The organism is Streptomyces sp. NPDC048361 (genome assembly GCF_040651795.1).
Taxonomy (GTDB): Bacteria; Actinomycetota; Actinomycetes; order Streptomycetales; family Streptomycetaceae; genus Streptomyces.
The window spans coordinates 203,613-220,401 of the sequence record NZ_JBEZKW010000002.1; the positions used below are offsets into that span (position 1 = coordinate 203,613).

General features: G+C 70.8%; 15 protein-coding genes. 5 read left to right on the forward strand and 10 right to left on the reverse strand.

The window, feature by feature from the left end; all coding sequences use genetic code 11:
• Nucleotides 1-168: 168 nt before the first annotated feature.
• The 3 genes from AB0D31_RS02145 to AB0D31_RS02155 are packed head-to-tail and all read right to left on the reverse strand — an operon-like array spanning nucleotide 169 to nucleotide 3,364.
• Nucleotides 169-1,065, reverse strand: a complete 897-nt coding sequence (locus AB0D31_RS02145) for a sugar phosphate isomerase/epimerase family protein (protein WP_362715698.1) — start codon at nucleotides 1,063-1,065, stop codon at nucleotides 169-171.
• Nucleotides 1,062-2,213, reverse strand: coding sequence for a dihydrodipicolinate synthase family protein (locus AB0D31_RS02150; protein ID WP_362715701.1), 1,152 nt, complete (start codon nucleotides 2,211-2,213; stop codon nucleotides 1,062-1,064). The genes AB0D31_RS02145 and AB0D31_RS02150 overlap by 4 nt, the downstream gene beginning before the upstream one ends.
• Nucleotides 2,210-3,364, reverse strand: coding sequence for a Gfo/Idh/MocA family oxidoreductase (locus AB0D31_RS02155; RefSeq protein WP_362715703.1), 1,155 nt, complete (start codon nucleotides 3,362-3,364; stop codon nucleotides 2,210-2,212). The genes AB0D31_RS02150 and AB0D31_RS02155 overlap by 4 nt, the downstream gene beginning before the upstream one ends.
• Before the next feature lie 325 nt (nucleotides 3,365-3,689).
• On the opposite strand from AB0D31_RS02155, the gene AB0D31_RS02160 reads away from it, so the two are divergent.
• Nucleotides 3,690-4,733 (forward strand): LacI family DNA-binding transcriptional regulator, encoded by a 1,044-nt coding sequence (locus AB0D31_RS02160; RefSeq protein WP_362715706.1) that lies wholly within the window; start codon nucleotides 3,690-3,692, stop codon nucleotides 4,731-4,733.
• A gap of 177 nt (nucleotides 4,734-4,910) precedes the next feature.
• Here AB0D31_RS02160 and AB0D31_RS02165 read toward each other — a convergent pair whose 3' ends face one another.
• On the reverse strand, nucleotides 4,911-5,558 hold the full coding sequence (locus AB0D31_RS02165) for a TetR/AcrR family transcriptional regulator (protein WP_362715709.1): 648 nt from the start codon (nucleotides 5,556-5,558) through the stop codon (nucleotides 4,911-4,913).
• A gap of 103 nt (nucleotides 5,559-5,661) precedes the next feature.
• Here AB0D31_RS02165 and AB0D31_RS02170 point away from each other — a divergent pair, with 103 nt between their 5' ends.
• Nucleotides 5,662-6,606, forward strand: a complete 945-nt coding sequence (locus AB0D31_RS02170) for an alpha/beta hydrolase (protein ID WP_362715711.1) — start codon at nucleotides 5,662-5,664, stop codon at nucleotides 6,604-6,606.
• Between the two features lie 221 nt (nucleotides 6,607-6,827).
• Here the strand turns inward: AB0D31_RS02170 and AB0D31_RS02175 are convergent, their stop codons facing one another.
• Nucleotides 6,828-7,982 (reverse strand): CapA family protein, encoded by a 1,155-nt coding sequence (locus AB0D31_RS02175; RefSeq protein ID WP_362715714.1) that lies wholly within the window; start codon nucleotides 7,980-7,982, stop codon nucleotides 6,828-6,830.
• Nucleotides 7,983-8,185: 203 nt separating this feature from the next.
• On the opposite strand from AB0D31_RS02175, the gene AB0D31_RS02180 reads away from it, so the two are divergent.
• Nucleotides 8,186-8,422, forward strand: coding sequence for a hypothetical protein (locus AB0D31_RS02180; RefSeq protein ID WP_362715717.1), 237 nt, complete (start codon nucleotides 8,186-8,188; stop codon nucleotides 8,420-8,422).
• Between the two features lie 266 nt (nucleotides 8,423-8,688).
• Here AB0D31_RS02180 and AB0D31_RS02185 read toward each other — a convergent pair whose 3' ends face one another.
• Nucleotides 8,689-9,270, reverse strand: a complete 582-nt coding sequence (locus AB0D31_RS02185; RefSeq protein ID WP_362715720.1) for a DUF937 domain-containing protein — start codon at nucleotides 9,268-9,270, stop codon at nucleotides 8,689-8,691.
• 303 nt (nucleotides 9,271-9,573) lie between these two features.
• Here AB0D31_RS02185 and AB0D31_RS02190 point away from each other — a divergent pair, with 303 nt between their 5' ends.
• Both AB0D31_RS02190 and AB0D31_RS02195 read left to right on the forward strand, forming a co-directional pair.
• Complete coding sequence (locus AB0D31_RS02190; protein ID WP_362715721.1) at nucleotides 9,574-11,796, forward strand: ATP-dependent RecD-like DNA helicase; 2,223 nt, start codon at nucleotides 9,574-9,576, stop codon at nucleotides 11,794-11,796.
• Between the two features lie 179 nt (nucleotides 11,797-11,975).
• Nucleotides 11,976-13,274: a citrate synthase gene (locus AB0D31_RS02195; RefSeq protein ID WP_362715724.1), complete on the forward strand. Its 1,299-nt coding sequence runs from the start codon at nucleotides 11,976-11,978 to the stop codon at nucleotides 13,272-13,274.
• Nucleotides 13,275-13,810: 536 nt separating this feature from the next.
• On the opposite strand, the gene AB0D31_RS02200 is transcribed toward AB0D31_RS02195, so the two are convergent.
• From AB0D31_RS02200 to AB0D31_RS02215, 4 genes are all read right to left on the reverse strand, one after another.
• Nucleotides 13,811-14,122 carry a heavy-metal-associated domain-containing protein gene (locus tag AB0D31_RS02200; protein ID WP_362715726.1) on the reverse strand — a complete coding sequence of 104 codons (312 nt, stop codon included), beginning with the start codon at nucleotides 14,120-14,122 and terminating at the stop codon, nucleotides 13,811-13,813.
• A gap of 162 nt (nucleotides 14,123-14,284) precedes the next feature.
• Nucleotides 14,285-14,485, reverse strand: a complete 201-nt coding sequence (locus tag AB0D31_RS02205) for a MarR family transcriptional regulator (protein WP_267053117.1) — start codon at nucleotides 14,483-14,485, stop codon at nucleotides 14,285-14,287.
• A 362-nt stretch (nucleotides 14,486-14,847) separates the two neighbouring features.
• Nucleotides 14,848-15,855, reverse strand: coding sequence for a Gfo/Idh/MocA family oxidoreductase (locus AB0D31_RS02210; protein ID WP_362715729.1), 1,008 nt, complete (start codon nucleotides 15,853-15,855; stop codon nucleotides 14,848-14,850).
• Between the two features lies 1 nt (nucleotide 15,856).
• Nucleotides 15,857-16,759, reverse strand: a complete 903-nt coding sequence (locus AB0D31_RS02215; protein WP_362715732.1) for a sugar phosphate isomerase/epimerase — start codon at nucleotides 16,757-16,759, stop codon at nucleotides 15,857-15,859.
• Nucleotides 16,760-16,789: the final 30 nt, after the last annotated feature.

Below are 16,789 nucleotides of genomic sequence, written 5' to 3' on the forward strand. Positions count from 1 at the left end.
GCTTCTCGCGCAGTTCCCCGCGCCCCTGAGGTACTTCGACGCTGGCCCGCATGGGCATCTTCAGCCCGTCATGGGGGCCCCTGGCCCTCAAGGCCTTGGGGGAGTTTGAGGACGAGCGCCGTTCAGGCGCGAACGGGGTCTGGGGCGGCGCCCCAGGGAGCCGCACCCTCAAGTGGCCGCATGGGGCTGGCCCCCCGGGCCCAGGATGGCCGCGGCGCGGGCAACCGTGTCCTCAAGGAGCGCCACCCCGTCCCCCGCCCACAACCCCTCGTTGAACAACTCCACCTCCACCGGCCCCGCATAACCGACCGAGTCGAGCAGCGCGCACCACCCGGCCAAGTCGACCGACCCCGACCCCAATTGGCCCCGCCCGAGCAGCACCCCCGCGGGAAGCGGCGTAACCCAGTCCGCCAGTTGAAAGGCGTGGATGCGGCCCGCGGCTCCCGCACGCGCCACCGCCGCCGGCGCCGTGTCGTCCCACCACACGTGGTACGTGTCGACCACCACCCCCACCTGCGACGCGGGGAAGCGCTCCGCCAGCCCCAGCGCCTGGTCCAGCGTGGACACCACGCAGCGGTCCGACGCGAACATCGGGTGCAGGGGTTCGATCGCGAGCCGTACGCCGCGCGACGCGGCGTACGGCGCGAGCGACGACAGCGCGTCGGCGACCCGCTCCCGCGCCCCGGCGAGGTCCTTGGAACCAACAGGACCGACAGGACCGACGGAACCGGGCGGGAGCCCGCCCGAGACCAGCACCAGCGTGTCCGTGCCCAGCGCCGCCGCCTCGTCGATCGCCGCGCGGTTGTCGGCGAGTGCCGTCGCCCGCTCGGCGGGGTCCAGCGCCGTGAGGAAGCCGCCCCGGCACAGGGAGGACACCTCAAGTCCCGCGCCGCGCACCAGCTTTGCCGTCGCGTCGAGCCCGTACGCCGCCACTGGCTCGCGCCACAGCCCGACCCCGCGCACCCCGAGCCGTCCGCACGCCTCCACGAGCTCCGGCAGGGAGAGCTGCTTCACCGTCATCTGGTTGATGCTGAAACGGGCCGGGGGAGGGGCGATGTGGGTCATTGGGATACTCCGTACACCGTCAGGAAGGACCGCATGCGAGACTCCGCCCGCCCGGGGTCGGGGAACAGGCCGAGCCCGTCCGCCAGTTCGTACGCCCGCGCGAAGTGCCGCAGCGAGCGCGCCGACTGGAGGCCGCCGACCATGGTGAAGTGCGACTGGTGTCCCGCCAGCCACGCCAGGAACACCACCCCCGTCTTGTAGAAGCGGGTCGGGGGCTGGAAGAGGTGGCGGGAGAGGACGACCGTCGGGTCGAGGGCGGCGCGGAAGGCGTCGGTGTCGCCCTCGTCGAGCAGGCGTACCGCCTCCGCCGCCAGCGGGCCCAGCGGGTCGAAGATGCCCAACAGGGCGTGGCTGAAGCCCTGTTCGTCGCCCGCGATCAGCTCTGGGTAGTGGAAGTCGTCGCCCGTGTAGCACCGTACGCCGTCGGGGAGGCGGCGCCTCAGCTCCACCTCGCGGCGGGCGTCGAGCAGGGACACCTTGATGCCGTCGACCTTGTCGGGGTGTGCGGCGATGACCTCCAGGAAGGTTTCCGTGGCGGTGTCGAGGTCGGGAGAGCCCCAGTAGCCGTCGAGCGCCGGGTCGAACATCGGGCCCAGCCAGTGCAGGATCACCGGTTCGGACGCCTGGCGCAGCAGATGCCCGTACACCGCGAGGTAGTCCTCGGCGCCGCGGGCCGCCGCCGCGAGGGCGCGCGACGCCATCAGGATCGGCTGCGCGCCCGCCTCCTCGACCAGCGCGAGCTGCTCCTCGTACGCCCCGCGAACCTCGGTGAGCGTGCCGGAGCCGAGCTGGTCCGTGCCGACCCCGCAGGCGATCAGGCCGCCAACTGCCTGCGCCTCGGCGGCACTTCGGCGGATCAGTTCGGCGGCGGTGGGCCAGTCGAGGCCCATGCCGCGCTGCGCCGTGTCCATCGCCTCCGCCACGCCGAGCCCGTGCGACCACAGGTGACGGCGGAAGGCGAGCGTGGCGTCCCAGTCGACGGCCGCGGGGGAGGCGGGCGAGCTGTCCGCGTACGGGTCCGCCACCACGTGCGCGGCCGAGAAGACCGTACGGGAGAGGGGCGGCGGGCCCGGTGGCAGCGCGAGCGGGGCCGTGCGGGGCTCGTACCGCCGGGTCGTGCCCTCGGGGCCCGGCAACAGGAGGCTCACAGCGCGATCTCCGGCACGTCCAGGCGCCGGCCCTCGGCGCAGGAGCGCAGGCCCAGCTCGGCGAGTTGCACGCCGCGCGCACCGGCGAGCAGGTCCCAGTGGTAGGGCTCGTCCAGCGCGACATGCCGCAGGAACAGCTCCCACTGTGCCTTGAACCCGTTGTCGAACGTGTCGTTGTCCGGCACCTCCTGCCACTGCGCGCGGAACGGCTCGGTGGCGGGGAGGTCGGGGTTCCACACCGGCTTCGGTGTCGAACTGCGGTGCTGCACACGGCAGTTGCGCAGGCCCGCGACCGCCGAGCCCTCCGTGCCGTCCACCTGGAACTCGACGAGTTCGTCGCGGTTGACGCGCACCGCCCAGGAGGAGTTGATCTGGGCGGTCGCGCCGCCCTCCAGCTGGAAGATCCCGTACGCGGCGTCGTCGGCGGTCGACGCGTACGGCTTGCCGTGCTCGTCCCAGCGCTGCGGGATGTGGGTGGCGGTCTGCGCGGTCACGGAGGTGACCCGGCCGAACAGTTCGTGCAGGACGTACTCCCAGTGCGGGAACATGTCCACGACGATGCCGCCGCCGTCCTCGCGCCGGTAGTTCCAGGACGGGCGCTGCGCGCTCTGCCAGTCGCCCTCGAAGACCCAGTAGCCGAACTCGCCCCGCACGGACAGGATCCGGCCGAAGAACCCGCCGTCGATCAGCCGCTTCAGCTTCAGCAGACCCGGCAGGAAGAGCTTGTCCTGGACGACGCCGTGCTTGACGCCGGCGCTGCGGGCGAGCCGGGCCAGGTCGAGGGCGCCGGCCAGTCCGGTCGCGGTCGGCTTCTCGGTGTAGATGTGCTTGCCCGCCGCTATGGCCTTGCCCAGCGCCTCCTCGCGGGCGGACGTCACCTGGGCGTCGAAGTAGATGTCGATGCTCGGGTCGGCGAGCACCGCGTCCAGATCGGTCGACCACTCGGTGAGGCCGTGCCGGTCGGCCATCGCCTTGAGCGCGTGGTCGCGCCGGCCGACCAGAACGGGCTCCGGCCACAGCGCGGTGCCGTCACCGAGGTCGAGGCCGCCCTGTTCGCGCAGGGCGAGGAGGGAGCGTATGAGGTGCTGGCGGTAACCCATGCGTCCGGTGACGCCGTTCATGGCGATCCGCACGGTCCTGCGTGACGTCATGTGATCCCTCCGGGGGGTCGGTCGGATGGGGCGTGGGGGATGATCGGTCGATAGTAAGCGCTTTCTACAGGGCGGGACGCTAGCCTGCGCACAGCGCCTCGGACAAGAGGCCGAAAGCTTGAACGGCCGGGCAGTGGTGCGACCGTGGCCCCGGGGGTGGTTCCGGCGGTGCGGGTGCACGGTGTGACCTGCGGCTCGGGAATGGTTCCGGGTTCGGTGGCGCGGTGCGACCTGCGGCCCGGGAGTGGTTCCGGGGCGCGGCGGCACGGCGCGACCTGGCCGGCCGCGGTTCGACGACCACGGCCCGATCGGTGCGGAGGCAGAGATGACAGCGACCCTGGCGGACGTGGCGGCCCGGGCTCAGGTGTCCCCGGCGACCGTGTCGCGCGTGCTCAACGGCAACTATCCGGTGGCGGCGGCCACGCGGGAACGGGTGCTGCGCGCGGTCGACGAGCTCGACTACGTCCTGAACGGGCCCGCGAGTTCGCTCGCCGCGGCCACGTCCGATCTGGTCGGCATCCTCGTCAACGACATCGCCGACCCCTTCTTCGGCATCATCGCGGGCGCGGCCCAGACCGCGATCGGCGAGGAGCGGGGCGCGCGCGAGAAGCTCTCCGTCATCTGCAACACCGGGGGCTCACCAGAGCGTGAACTCACCTATCTGACGCTGCTCCAGCGCCAGCGCGCCGCCGCCGTCATCGTGACGGGCGGCGCCGTCGAGGACCCCGAGCACGCGGCGGCGGTCGGCGCGAAGCTGGCGCGGCTGGCCGACGCGGGGACGCGGATCGTGCTGTGCGGGCGGCCCCCGCTGCCCGGCGACAGCGTGACGGCGACGCTCGCGTTCGACAACCGGGGCGGCAGCAGGCGCCTGACGGAACACCTCATCGGGCTCGGCCACCGCCGTATCGGTTACGTGGCCGGGCCCACCGAGCGCACCACGACCCGGCACCGGCTTGAGGGGTTCAAGGGCGCCGTGGAGGCGGCCGGGCTCCGTCTCGACCACCTCGTGGTGCACGGCTCCTACGACCGTCGCTCCGGGTACGACGGCGCCGTCGAACTCCTGCGTAGGGACAGGGAGTTGACGGCCGTGGTCGCCGCTAACGACACGGTGGCGCTGGGGGCGTGTGCGGCGTTGCGGGACCGGGGGGTGTCCGTGCCCGGGGACGTGTCGGTGGCGGGGTTCGGGGATCTGCCGTTCAGTGCGGATGCGGTGCCGGGGCTGACGACGGTGCGGTTGCCGCTGGCGGAGGCGGGGGCTCGGGCGGGCCGTCTTGCCCTGGCTCTCGATCCGGCTCCGCCGGGAGGGATTGCGACGGTGCAGGGTGAGTTGATGGTGCGGGCCTCGACGGGGGCGCCGCGTCGCCCTTAGGCCGCCCGTGCGCAGGGGCCCGGGCCCCTTGAACCCGCCTTCATCCGCGGACCGTGGAGGGTTGCTCGCGGGCCTCGAAGGGTCGGTTTTTCGGGTGCGGTCCGGTGGAGGCTGGTCGCGCATTTCCCCGCGCCCCTTAGCTACTCGGTGCCGGCCCGCATGGGCATAGTCAGCCCGTCACGGGGGTCCCCCCTGGCCCCTCAAGGCCTTGGGGGAGTTTGAGGGGGCGGCCAAGGCGTGGGAGAGCGCGTTGATGCTGATGTCGACGACCGTGCGGAGCTGGCTTCGGCTCGCCTGAGCCCGGCTCATCACGGCCAGCGACTGGTTGACCGCCGCGAGGTGAACCGCGAAGTCGTCGGCATAGCCCTCGGCCAACTGCGCGGCACGCAGCGCGGTCCGCAACCGCGCCTGCTGAAGGCCCAGAGCTTCCATCGCCCGTGCGCCGATGGCCGGGCTGAGCACCGGCGCCGCCATCGCGGTCTGGGCGATCAAACAACCATCGGGTACGCCAGGGTCGGCGATGCGTTCCAGGGTGACCTCGAAGAACGCCCGTACCGCCCGTACCGCTTGGACCGCCTGGAGCGGTTCCTCGGACGCGGGTGAAAGCGCCTGCTCGTACCGGCTTCCGTACCGCGCGGCGTAGCGGTCCATGCAGCGCAGGTAGAGCGTGTCCTTGTCGCCGAACGAGGAGTAGATGGAACTGCGGTTCAATCCGGTCGTCCGGGAGAGGTCGTCGAGGGATGTGTCGGCGTATCCGGCCCGCCAGAACTGGACCATCGCCGCGTCGAGCGCGAGGTCCACGTCGAACTGCTTCTTCCCGGCCATCACGCACGCACCTCGTTCTTGGACCAGCCGTTGCGGCTCTGCGTTCTGCGTTCTGCGCATCCTATCTTGAACTAAGCAGTTCAAGATGCCGTAGGCTCGCGTCATGACCGACGACGCCATGGCCCCGACCCGCTCCTGCGACCAGAACCCCGTCCCCGGTTTGCCGCTGAACGACCTTGCGGGATTCACTCACCGCTGGGTCGACGCGGAAGGAATCCGGCTTCACGCCGTGGAAGGCGGACGTCCGGGCGGTCCCACCGTCGTCCTGCTCGCCGGGTTCCCGCAGACCTGGTGGGCCTGGCGCAAGGTGATGCCGGGCCTTGCCGGGCGATTCCACGTGATCGCGATCGACCTGCCGGGGCAGGGCCACTCCGAACGCCCTCAAGGAAGCTACGACACGCACACCGTCGCCTCGCGTGTCCAGGCTGCGCTGACCGAGCTGAACGTACCGAAGTACTGGCTCGTCGCTCACGACATCGGGGCGTGGGTCGCCTTCTCGCTGGCCCTGACGCACGAGGAGCGCCTGCATGGTGTCGCGCTGCTGGACGCCGGCATTCCCGGCATCACCCTGCCGGACTCCATCCCGACCGATCCCGAACGGGCCTGGAAGACCTGGCACTTCGCCTTCCACCTGGTGCCCGAACTGCCCGAGACTCTGCTCACCGGCCGCGAGCGCGACTACGTCGGCTGGTTCCTGCAGGCCAAGGCCCTGTCCCCGAACACCTTCGACGGTGCCGAGATCGATCATTACGCCGCCGCCATCGCGGCCGAGGGAGGTCTTTCCGCGTCGCTCGCCTACTACCGCGACGCCGCGGAATCGGCGCGCAGGAATCATGACGCCCTCGAACGGGGGCACTTGACCGTCCCGGTCCTGGGCGTCTCCAGCTCCCATGGCTCGATCCCCGACATGGCCGCCTCCATCAGGCCGTGGGCCGAGCACGCGGCCGGGGTCTGCATCCCCCGGGCCGGGCACTTCATTCCTGATGAGCAGCCGCATGCGACGGTGGACGCGCTGACCGCATTCTTTGATCGCGAGGGCGTCGAGTAGGTGCGCTCGGCAGGGTGCGCAGGGGAGGCAACCCCGGCGGCTCCGCTTTCGGGTGCCGGCCGTGCGTGGCTGGTCGCGCAGTTCCCCGCGCCCTGCTCGGTGCCGGGCGGCATGGGCATAGTCAGCCCGTCATGGTGGTTTCCCTGGCCCTTAAGGCTTTGGGGGAGATTGAGGACGAGCGCCGTTCAGGCGCGAACGGGGTCTGGGGCAGCCCCAGCGGGTCAGTGCGGGGACGGGGCCAGGGCCGTGCACGGGCGTAGGGAGGCGAGGCGGTCCGTTACGGACTTGGCCGCCGCCCCCGCCTGGGGCATGGGCACACCCCGCGAATCCACCATCGCAGCGGTGAACGCCTGCTTCACCACCCGCCCCCGCGCGATCGTCAACGTCGCGATCCCGCTGTCATTGGAGTGCGGATACGGCGACGTCCCGTACCAAAGCAGGTTCCCCAGGCCATAGTTGACGTACGTTTTGCCCAGCATCCCCGACCCCAGCATCACGTGCGCGTGCGTACCGACCACCGCTGTCGCCCCCGCCGCCGACAGCTTCGCGGCGATGGACTTCTGCTCGGGCCCCGGGCAGCTCTGCCCCTCCGTACCCCAGTGCAGGTACACCACGACCACATCGGCCTGCGCCTTAGCCCGCTTCACCGCCGCGACGAGCTTCGTCGTGTCGAGCGCGGAGGCTATGCCCGGCTTCTTCGGGCCGGCCCGGAACTTGTCGTTGGTCAGGTCCATCACCTGGCTCGCCGCGACGACGGCCAGCTTCACCCCGCGGATGTTCTTGATGTACGGCTTGTACGCCTCCGCCTCGTTCGCCCCTATGCCGAGCACCGGTATGGGCGCGTGGTGCACGGCATCGAGCGTGTCGGCGAGGCCCGCAGGACCGTAGTCCACCGCATGGTTGTTGGCCATCGACACCGCGTCCACGCCCGACTTCTGAAGCGCCGTCAGAGCGCTCGGCGGCGTACGGAAGTGGTAGAGCTTCGGCTCCTCGGAGCCGCGCGTCGTGATCGCCGTCTCCAGGTTGACCATCGCGAAGTCGGCGCTCGCGACGGTCCTGGATATCGGGCCGAGCGCCGGGTCGGCCGGGGTCGCGTTCAGCCGGGACGCCGTCCGCTCGGTGAAGTGGACGTCACCGCCGAACGCGAGCGTGATCGTGCCCGGCGGCAGCGACGGCGTGGGCCCGGCCGTCACGTCGGCCTGCGCCTCGGGGCTCGCGGCTGCCGCCTGCGCGGCCCCGGACCGTACGGCGGCGGGAGCGGCGGACGGGGCGCCCGAGCACGCCGTGGACGCCAGCAGGACGCCGGCCACCAGCACGGAGGCCTGGGCGGCGGCGGTGAGGCGCGGGCGGGTGCGGGTGCGCGCGGGCGGGATCATGCGCGTCAGGGTATTCGCGCGGGCGTACGAGTCCCGGCCCGGGGTCACTCACAGCCGGGTCTTCGTGTGCGCAACCCGGGGCTTCGTGGTCACAGCCCGGGACTTTGTGGTCCATCTGTACGCATGCGTGAGCATGTGCGCCCCGAAGGGGGGAAGTGATGCCCGGGACGGGGCACGATCACGTTCGGAGTTCGGAGGCAGTCATGGCAGGTTTTCTCGACCGGGCCAAGGAGCAGGCGCAGAGCGCCATGCAACAGGGCAAGCAGAAGGTGGACGAGGTCCAGCAGCAGCGGGCCGGCAACGACCTGCTGAAGCGACTCGGCGCTGCGTACTACGCGGAGCGGCACGGCGGGGGGCCCGCGGAGGCGACCCAGCAGGCGCTGACCGCTCTGGAGGTCCACATCGCGGCCCACGGCGACGCGTTCCTGCGCGGCGCCTGACCCGCGAGGACCAACCTCCGACCGGGCCGGCGTGCAGTGCGGGCACGACGTGTACGTACGCCGGGCCGGCCCGGGAGGAAGGCCGCGCCGCGCCCGCCCGGCCGCCCCAACAGCCCGTATCCGCAACGGAGTTGAGCGCGCGCCCTTCCTCCGCCCCGACTCCCGCTGGGTCCGGCCGTCCTCCGGCGTGTGACGTCCTCCGATGCGTGACGTCCTCCGGCGTGTGACGTCCTCCGGTATGTGACGTCCTCCGTTGTGTGAGCGGGCTACCTCTTCGTCCCGCCGCCCAGGATCTGACCCAGAATGTCGCCGAGGCCGCCCCCGGTGCCACCGGCGCCCCCGGTGCCGCCACCCGCCCCGGCTGCCGCGCCCGGCGTCCCGGACTTCGCGGCCGCCCGCTTGGTCAGCACCGCGAGCGCCACCGGCAGCACCACCTCAAGGGCCTTCGTCACCGTTGCCGCGGGCAGCCCCGTCTTCTTCGCGACGGCGTTCGCGACCGGACGGGCCACCTTCGCCAGCACCCCGGCCGCGAGGCCGCCGCTCAGCATCCCGCCGAGGCCGCCGCCGAGGGTGGCCACGCCCTGCAAGGGGGCGTCGCCGGGTGAGGGCGAGGGTGAGGGCGGGGGTGCCGGCTCGGCTGCCGCCTCCGTCACGGCCTGGCGGACCTCATCCTGGCTGTCCTGCGGGAGGCCGCCCGTCAGCGTGGACATCGTCGTACCCACCATGTCCTGCGCGCCTGCCGCGTCCGTGCCGAGGAGCCCGGCGATCCGCTGGACACCGTCGTCGCCGAGCTCGTCCAGAACGTCCTGCTTCATGGACCGGTCGGAAGGAGATACATCTTGAGTCATGGATCGAACGCTACTTTTGCCCCGCTTCGACGGCATGTCGAGCCGCCGAAAAAATTACTGCCCGCAATCGTGCAACCCTTCCGGGGTGACGGATGTCTTTAGGTAGGACAGCGCTTCAGGGGGTGGATCCGGGGGGATTTCGAGGAGCGCTGACGGGGAGGGAAATCAAGGGGCCCGGTCGACGGGCCGGGCCCCCTTGAACCCCACCGAATTCCCATGGCCCCAGCACCGTTGGTGCGCCCGACTCCCTTTCTGCGAAGCCGTGTTGTCCGCATTGTCAGTGCGGGGCGGTAGCGTCGTGGCATGTCGAGTCTCACGGGTGCGGCGGTGGTGGAGGGGGTCCTTGAGCGGATCACGTACGCCAATGAGGAGAGCGGATACACCGTCGCGCGGGTCGACACCGGCCGGGGCGGCAACGACCTCCTCACGGTGGTCGGCTCGCTGCTCGGCGCGCAGCCGGGGGAGTCGCTGCGCATGGAGGGCCGCTGGGGCTCGCATCCTCAGTACGGCAAGCAGTTCACCGTCGACAACTACACGACCGTGCTGCCCGCCACCATCCAGGGCATCCGCCGCTATCTCGGCTCCGGCCTGGTCAAGGGCATCGGCCCGGTCTTCGCCGACCGGATCACCCGGCACTTCGGGGCCGACACGCTCGACGTCATCGAGCAGGACCCGAAGCGCCTGATCGAGGTGCCGGGCCTCGGCCCGAAGCGGACCAAGAAGATCGCGGCCGCCTGGGAGGAGCAGAAGGCGATCAAGGAGGTCATGGTCTTCCTCCAGGGTGTCGGCGTCTCCACCTCCATCGCCGTACGCATCTACAAGAAGTACGAGGACGCCTCGATCTCCGTCGTGAAGAACCAGCCCTACCGGCTGGCCGCCGACGTCTGGGGCATCGGGTTCCTCACCGCCGACAAGATCGCCCAGGCCGTCGGCATTCCGCACGACAGCCCGGAGCGGGTGAAGGCGGGCCTGCAGTACGCGCTGTCGCAATCCACCGACCAGGGGCACTGCTTCCTGCCCGAGGAGCGCCTGATCGCGGACGCGGTGAAGCTGCTCCAGGTCGACACCGGGCTCGTCATCGAGTGTCTCGCCGAACTCGTCGCCGAGGAGGGGGCCGTGCGCGAGAGGGTGCCGGGGCCTGACGGGGGCGAGCCCGTCGCCGCCGTCTACCTCGTGCCGTTCCACCGCGCCGAGCTGTCCCTCGCCGCCCAGGTGGGCCGCCTTCTGCGCACGGGTGAGGACCGCATGCCGGGGTTCTCCGGGGTCGACTGGGACAAGGCGCTCGGCTGGCTGGCCGGGCGCACCGGCGCCGAGCTCGCCCCCGAGCAGCAGGAGGCCGTGAAGCTGGCACTGACCAGCAAGGTGGCCGTGCTCACCGGTGGCCCGGGCTGCGGCAAGTCCTTCACGGTCCGCTCCATCGTGGAGCTGGCGCGTGCCAAGAAGGCCAAGGTGGTGCTCGCCGCGCCGACCGGACGGGCCGCCAAGCGCCTGGCCGAGCTGACCGGCGCCGAGGCCTCCACCGTGCACCGCCTGCTCGAACTGAAACCGGGCGGCGACGCGGCGTACGACAAGGACCGCCCGCTCGACGCGGACCTGGTCGTCGTCGACGAGGCCTCCATGCTCGACCTGCTGCTCGCCAACAAGCTCGTCAAGGCGGTGGCGCCCGGCGCCCATCTGCTCATGGTGGGCGACGTCGACCAGCTGCCCTCGGTCGGCGCGGGCGAGGTGCTGCGCGATCTGCTCGCCGAGGGCGGGCCCGTGCCCCGCGTGCGGCTGACCCGGATCTTCCGCCAGGCGCAGCAGTCCGGCGTCGTCACCAACGCCCACCGCATCAACTCCGGTACACAGCCCATCACTTCGGGCCTGGACGACTTCTTCCTCTTCGTGGAGGACGAGACGGAGGACGCGGGGCGGCTCACCGTCGATGTGGCCGCCCGGCGCATCCCCGCGAAGTTCGGCCTCGACCCGCGCCGCGACATCCAGGTGCTCGCGCCGATGCACCGCGGGCCGGCCGGCGCCGGCGCCCTCAACGGCCTTCTCCAGCAGGCGATCACGCCCGCCCGGCCCGACCTGCCGGAGAAGAGGTTCGGCGGGCGGGTGTTCCGCGTCGGCGACAAGGTCACCCAGATTCGCAACAATTACGAGAAGGGCGAGAACGGCGTCTTCAACGGCACCGTCGGCGTGGTCACCGCGCTCAACCTCGACGACCAGTGCCTGACGGTCCGTACGGACGAGGACGAGGAGGTGGCGTACGACTTCGACGAGCTGGACGAGCTGTCCCACGCCTACGCCGTGACGATCCACCGCTCCCAGGGCAGCGAGTACCCGGCCGTCGTCATCCCGGTCACCACGAGCGCCTGGATGATGCTGCAGCGCAATCTGCTCTACACGGCGGTGACCCGCGCCAAGAAGCTCGTCGTCCTGGTGGGGTCCCGTAAGGCGATCGGACAGGCGGTCCGCACGGTTTCCGCAGGCAGGCGCTTTACCGCACTTGCCCACCGGCTGGCAGGGGGCACTTTGGTGTAAAACCCCACCCCGGACTTTCCTAACCGGGGCGAAGGGGGCAGGATGAGCAGGTTGGCGGCACTGAGTGCCGTGAATAAGCCCAATGGGCGACCCCGAGTGCACTCTGCTGAGCCAAATGGGGGATGGTAGAGACAGTCAGGGCACCTCGAAGAAGAGGCACTACGTCGGTGAGGGATGACGTGAGCGAGAACGCGAACAACGCTGTAGTACTGCGGTTCGGCGATGGCGAGTACACCTACCCGGTGATCGACAGCACCGTCGGCGACAAGGGCTTCGACATCGGGAAGCTCCGAGCCCAGACCGGGCTGGTCACCCTCGACAGCGGATATGGCAACACCGCCGCCTATAAATCCGCCATTACCTACCTCGACGGCGAGCAGGGCATCCTGCGCTACCGCGGGTACCCGATCGAGCAGCTCGCGGAGCGCTCGACCTTCGTCGAGGTCGCGTACCTGCTGATCAACGGCGAGCTGCCGACCGTCGACGAGCTGGCCAGCTTCAAGAGCGAGATCACCGGCCACACGCTGCTCCACGAGGACGTGAAGCGGTTCTTCGACGGCTTCCCGCGGGACGCCCACCCGATGGCGATGCTGTCGTCCGTGGTCTCCGCGCTGTCCACGTTCTACCAGGACAGCCACAACCCGTTCGACGAGAAGCAGCGCCACCTCTCCACGATCCGGCTGCTCGCCAAGCTGCCGACGATCGCGGCGTACGCGTACAAGAAGTCGATCGGCCACCCCTTCGTCTACCCGCGCAACGACCTCGGCTACGTCGAGAACTTCCTGCGCATGACGTTCTCGGTGCCGGCCCAGGAGTACGAGCTCGACCCGGTCGTCGTCTCGGCGCTCGACAAGCTGCTCATCCTTCACGCGGACCACGAGCAGAACTGTTCGACCTCCACCGTGCGGCTGGTCGGCTCCTCGCAGGCCAACATGTTCGCGTCGATCTCGGCCGGCATCAGCGCCCTGTGGGGCCCCCTGCACGGCGGCGCCAACCAGTCCGTCCTGGAGATGCTGGAAGGCATCCAGGCCAACGGCGGCGACGTGGACTCCTTCATCCGCAAGGTGAAGAACAAGGAGGACGGCGTCCGCCTGATGGGCTTCGGCCACCGGGTGTACAAGTCCTTCGACCCCCGCGCCAAGATCATCAAGGCCGCCGCGCACGATGTCCTCTCGGCCCTCGGCAAGTCCGACGAGCTGCTCGACATCGCGCTGAAGCTGGAAGAGCACGCGCTGAGCGACGACTACTTCGTCTCGCGCAACCTGTACCCCAACGTGGACTTCTACACGGGTCTGATCTACCGCGCCATGGGCTTCCCGACCGAGATGTTCACGGTCCTCTTCGCCCTCGGCCGCCTGCCGGGCTGGATCGCCCAGTGGCACGAGATGATCAAGGAGCCCGGTTCGCGCATCGGCCGCCCGCGCCAGATCTACACGGGTGAGGTATTGCGGGACTTCGTTCCGGTCGAGGGCCGCTGAGGCGCCCCCGAACCTAGGAAAAGCGCCCCGCTGCCGATCCCCCCACGGGTCGGCAGTCGGGGCGCTTCCCTGTTTCCCGGTGCGGATTCCCCCCACGGGATCCGAGCCGGGGGTCTAGGCGGTCTGCCGGGGTACGTACCTGTCGGTGGGCCGCTCAAAGCTCCCGACGTACGTGCCCCGGCCAACGCGTTGCCTGGAACGTCCCCCAAGACATTCCATGGACGTCCCCCAAGACATCCGTGGCATCGCCCACTTAGACTCCCGACCCCTCCCGATGGTTACCTCAAAACCTCTGTGATCTAGATCTCTTTGTGGAGGTCAGGTGAAGGAACGCAACCGTAGGCAGTTGGGTACCACGAACACCGGGGTGAGCGCCAGAGCCGCGGCCGCGATCACCGGATTCGGCGGCCCGGGCGCGGGCGCTTCGGGCGCTGCGGAATGGGGCTCCGGAAAGCGCGTCGGGCCGCACGCTGCCGGCGTGGAGCCGACCGGGTGCGGCCCGACGGAAAGCGGAGGAGTGAAGGGGGCGCGTGCCGTCAGGCGCGGCCGACCAGTTCGTATCCCGCCTCGTCGACGGCGGCCCGTACGGCCTCCTCGTCGAGCGGGGACGCCGAGACCACGGTGACCTCGCCGGTGGCGGCGACGGCCTTCACCGAGCTGACTCCCTCGATCCCGGAGAGCTCCGAGGACACCGCGCCCTCGCAGTGGCCGCAGGTCATGCCGGAGACCCGGTAGACGGTGGTGACGGCACCCACCTGGACGTCGGCCGCTCCGCCACTGTGGCAGGAACCGGCGGGCGAGCAGCAGGAACCGGTCGCGGCGGCGGGGGTCTCGGTCTCGGCGGTCATGGCGTTCTCCTCTTCACGGGCGTACGGATCCATGGTGCATCAGGCATCCGCAGGCCACGGGGAGGCCATCGATGCCCTCACGCGCCCCACGTTATACCCCCAGGGGGTATTAAGCGAGCTAATGCGGGCGTGGCGGCGCCCGTCTCGGTCGTCACGGTGGCCTCAGCCGTCACGGCGGCCACGGTTGCCGGGGCGCCGTGCGACCCAGGTGCGGATGGTGTCCGCGAACCAGTAGGGCTTGCCGTTCTCCACGAGGTCCGGCGCCGGAAGGAGCCCGTGTTTGCGATAGGAGCGCACGGTGTCCGGCTGCACCCGGATGTGCGCGGCGATCTCCTTGTAGGACCAGAGTCTGCGGTCGGTCATGTGCGGCACCTCCCTGCGTACGCCACAGCGGCGGCCGGAAGGCCGTCGGGGGAGCTGCGACGCGAACGCTTGGCGATCACTCAGCCTGTGCCCGTTGAACGACGCAGAGTGAGGTCGAGGGCGTGCCTGTCGACCGCCTGTGACGCAAGACCCGCGTAATCGAGACATGTGTGACGAGAGGGAGATCCTTGTGACGAATACGACGAAGAGCGGTGGAGCGGTAGAGCGGCGCAGGGAGGCCAACCGCGCGCGTGGGCTTGGTGAGAGGCGCCGGGCGCGGCCCGGGTCGGCCAGGCTCGGATCGCGCGCGTGGGCTTGGTGAGGGGCACCGGGTGCGGTCCGGGTCGGCCGGGTTCGGATCGCTACTTGTACAGGGCCGGCCGCTCGGTCTGCTCCACGCGGATCCGCTCGCCCGACCGCTGTGCCCGCACCCCCGCCTCGCAGACCACCGCCGCCGCGTACCCGTCCCAGACGCTCGGCCCCTCGGCGCGGCCCCGCCGGGTCGCGTCCACCCACGCCTGCACCTCGCGGTCGTACGCGTCGGCGAACCGGACCGTGAAGTCCTGCGGGATCGCGCCGGCCGCGTGCCCCTCGGTCCGCGCCACCAGGCCGCCGCCCTCGCCGATCGAGGCCGTGCCCCGCTCGCAGACCGCCTCGCAGCGCACCTCGTAACCGAAGCCGCAGTTGACGAAGATCTCGACGTCGACCACCGCGCCGCCGTCCGTCTCGAACAGGACGAGCTGGGGGTCGCCGAGCCCCTCGGGTGCGTACGAGGAGGGGCGCGGGCGCAGTACCCGTACGGCGGTGATCTCCTGGCCGAGCAGCCAGCGGGTGGCGTCCGCCTCGTGCACCACCGAGTCGCGGATCAGCATCCCGGTGGTGAAGAAGGACGGCGACGCCACATTGCGGTGGCGGCAGTGCAGCATCAGCGGACGGCCCAACTCGGCTCGTTCGAGGACATGTTGAAGCTCCTGGTACTCGCGGTCGTACCGGCGCATGAAGCCGACAGTGGCGAGGCGGCGCCCGAGGCGCTGTTCGGCCTCCATGACCCGCAGGGTGCCGGCCGGGTCCGGGGTGAGCGGCTTCTCGCACAGGACCGGCAGACCGCGCGCGAAGGCGTCGAGCAGGGCCGCCTCGTGGGCCGGGCCCGATGAGGCGATGAGGACGGCGTCCACACCGGGCGCGCTCATCGCCGCGGCCGGGTCGGCGTGCACGGAGCACCCCTCGATGCCCGCGGCCACGGCGCCCGCGCGCTCCACGTCCAGGTCGGCGACGGCGGCGACGCGGGCTCCGCCGGTCACCGAGTCGATGCGGCGCACATGGTCGGCGCCCATGCGCCCGGTGCCGATGACGGCGATGCCCAGCGTCATGTCAGGCCCCGCAGGAACGCAGGAAGGCGCGGGTGCGCTCGGCGATCGGGCGCGGCTTGTCCGGGTCGCACGGATACATGTCCTGCTCAACGATGGCGAAGAGGTCGACGTTCAGGGCCTGGGCCGCGGCGAGGACCGGTTCGAGCGCGGGCACGCCGTGCGGCGGCTCGCACATCACGCCCCGGGCGACCGCGGGCCCGAACGGCGTTCCCTCGGCGCGGACCTGGGCCAGCACCTCCGGGTCCACCTGCTTGAGGTGGAGGTAGCCGATCCGCTCCCCGTACGTCTCGATCAGCTTGAGGCTGTCGCCGCCGCAGTACGCGTAGTGCCCGGTGTCCAGGCAGAGCGAGACCAGGTCGGAGTCGGTGGCGTGCAGGAAGCGGGCCACGTTCTCCTCGCTGTCGATGTGGGTGTCCGCGTGCGGGTGCACCACGACGCGCAGGCCGTAGCGGTCCCGCACCTCACGGGCCAGGCGCTCGGTCTGGCCGGCGAGATCGCGCCACTGCGCGGCCGTCAGGGTGCTCTCCTCCAGGACCGCGCCGTTCTTGTCGTCGCGCCAGAACGACGGGATGACGACGAGGTGCCGGGCGCCGGACACCTGGGTCAGCGCGGCCACTTCCGCGACATGCGCCCAGGTCTTCTCCCACACCGCCGGGCCGTGGTGCAGCCCCGTGAAGACCGTCCCCGCCGACACCCGCAGATCGCGGGCGCCGGTCTCCTCGGCGAGGCGCGCCGGATCCGTGGGGAGATACCCGTACGGTCCGAGTTCGATCCACCGGTAGCCCGCGCCCGCGACCTCGTCGAGGAAGCGCTGCCAGGGGACTTGGCGGGGGTCGTCGGGAAACCACACGCCCCAGGAGTCGGGGGCCGAACCGATCCGGATACGGGTCTTCGCCGTCGTCATGGGGTCAGCCTTCCGAAGGCGCGGGAGAGG

Excerpts from the sequence above, each read along its gene's own strand:
- AB0D31_RS02155 (WP_362715703.1), bottom strand. The coding sequence starts at position 3,364 with ATGACGTCACGCAGGACCGTGCGGATCGCCATGAACGGCGTCACCGGA.
- AB0D31_RS02190 (WP_362715721.1), top strand. The coding sequence starts at position 9,574 with ATGTCGAGTCTCACGGGTGCGGCGGTGGTGGAGGGGGTCCTTGAGCGG.
- AB0D31_RS02165 (WP_362715709.1), bottom strand. The coding sequence starts at position 5,558 with ATGGCCGGGAAGAAGCAGTTCGACGTGGACCTCGCGCTCGACGCGGCG.
- AB0D31_RS02145 (WP_362715698.1), bottom strand. The coding sequence starts at position 1,065 with ATGACCCACATCGCCCCTCCCCCGGCCCGTTTCAGCATCAACCAGATG.
- AB0D31_RS02180 (WP_362715717.1), top strand. The coding sequence starts at position 8,186 with ATGGCAGGTTTTCTCGACCGGGCCAAGGAGCAGGCGCAGAGCGCCATG.
- AB0D31_RS02215 (WP_362715732.1), bottom strand. The coding sequence starts at position 16,759 with ATGACGACGGCGAAGACCCGTATCCGGATCGGTTCGGCCCCCGACTCC.
- AB0D31_RS02175 (WP_362715714.1), bottom strand. The coding sequence starts at position 7,982 with ATGATCCCGCCCGCGCGCACCCGCACCCGCCCGCGCCTCACCGCCGCC.
- AB0D31_RS02200 (WP_362715726.1), bottom strand. The coding sequence starts at position 14,122 with ATGACCGCCGAGACCGAGACCCCCGCCGCCGCGACCGGTTCCTGCTGC.
- AB0D31_RS02185 (WP_362715720.1), bottom strand. The coding sequence starts at position 9,270 with ATGACTCAAGATGTATCTCCTTCCGACCGGTCCATGAAGCAGGACGTT.
- AB0D31_RS02160 (WP_362715706.1), top strand. The coding sequence starts at position 3,690 with ATGACAGCGACCCTGGCGGACGTGGCGGCCCGGGCTCAGGTGTCCCCG.
- AB0D31_RS02210 (WP_362715729.1), bottom strand. The coding sequence starts at position 15,855 with ATGACGCTGGGCATCGCCGTCATCGGCACCGGGCGCATGGGCGCCGAC.
- AB0D31_RS02170 (WP_362715711.1), top strand. The coding sequence starts at position 5,662 with ATGACCGACGACGCCATGGCCCCGACCCGCTCCTGCGACCAGAACCCC.
- AB0D31_RS02205 (WP_267053117.1), bottom strand. The coding sequence starts at position 14,485 with ATGACCGACCGCAGACTCTGGTCCTACAAGGAGATCGCCGCGCACATC.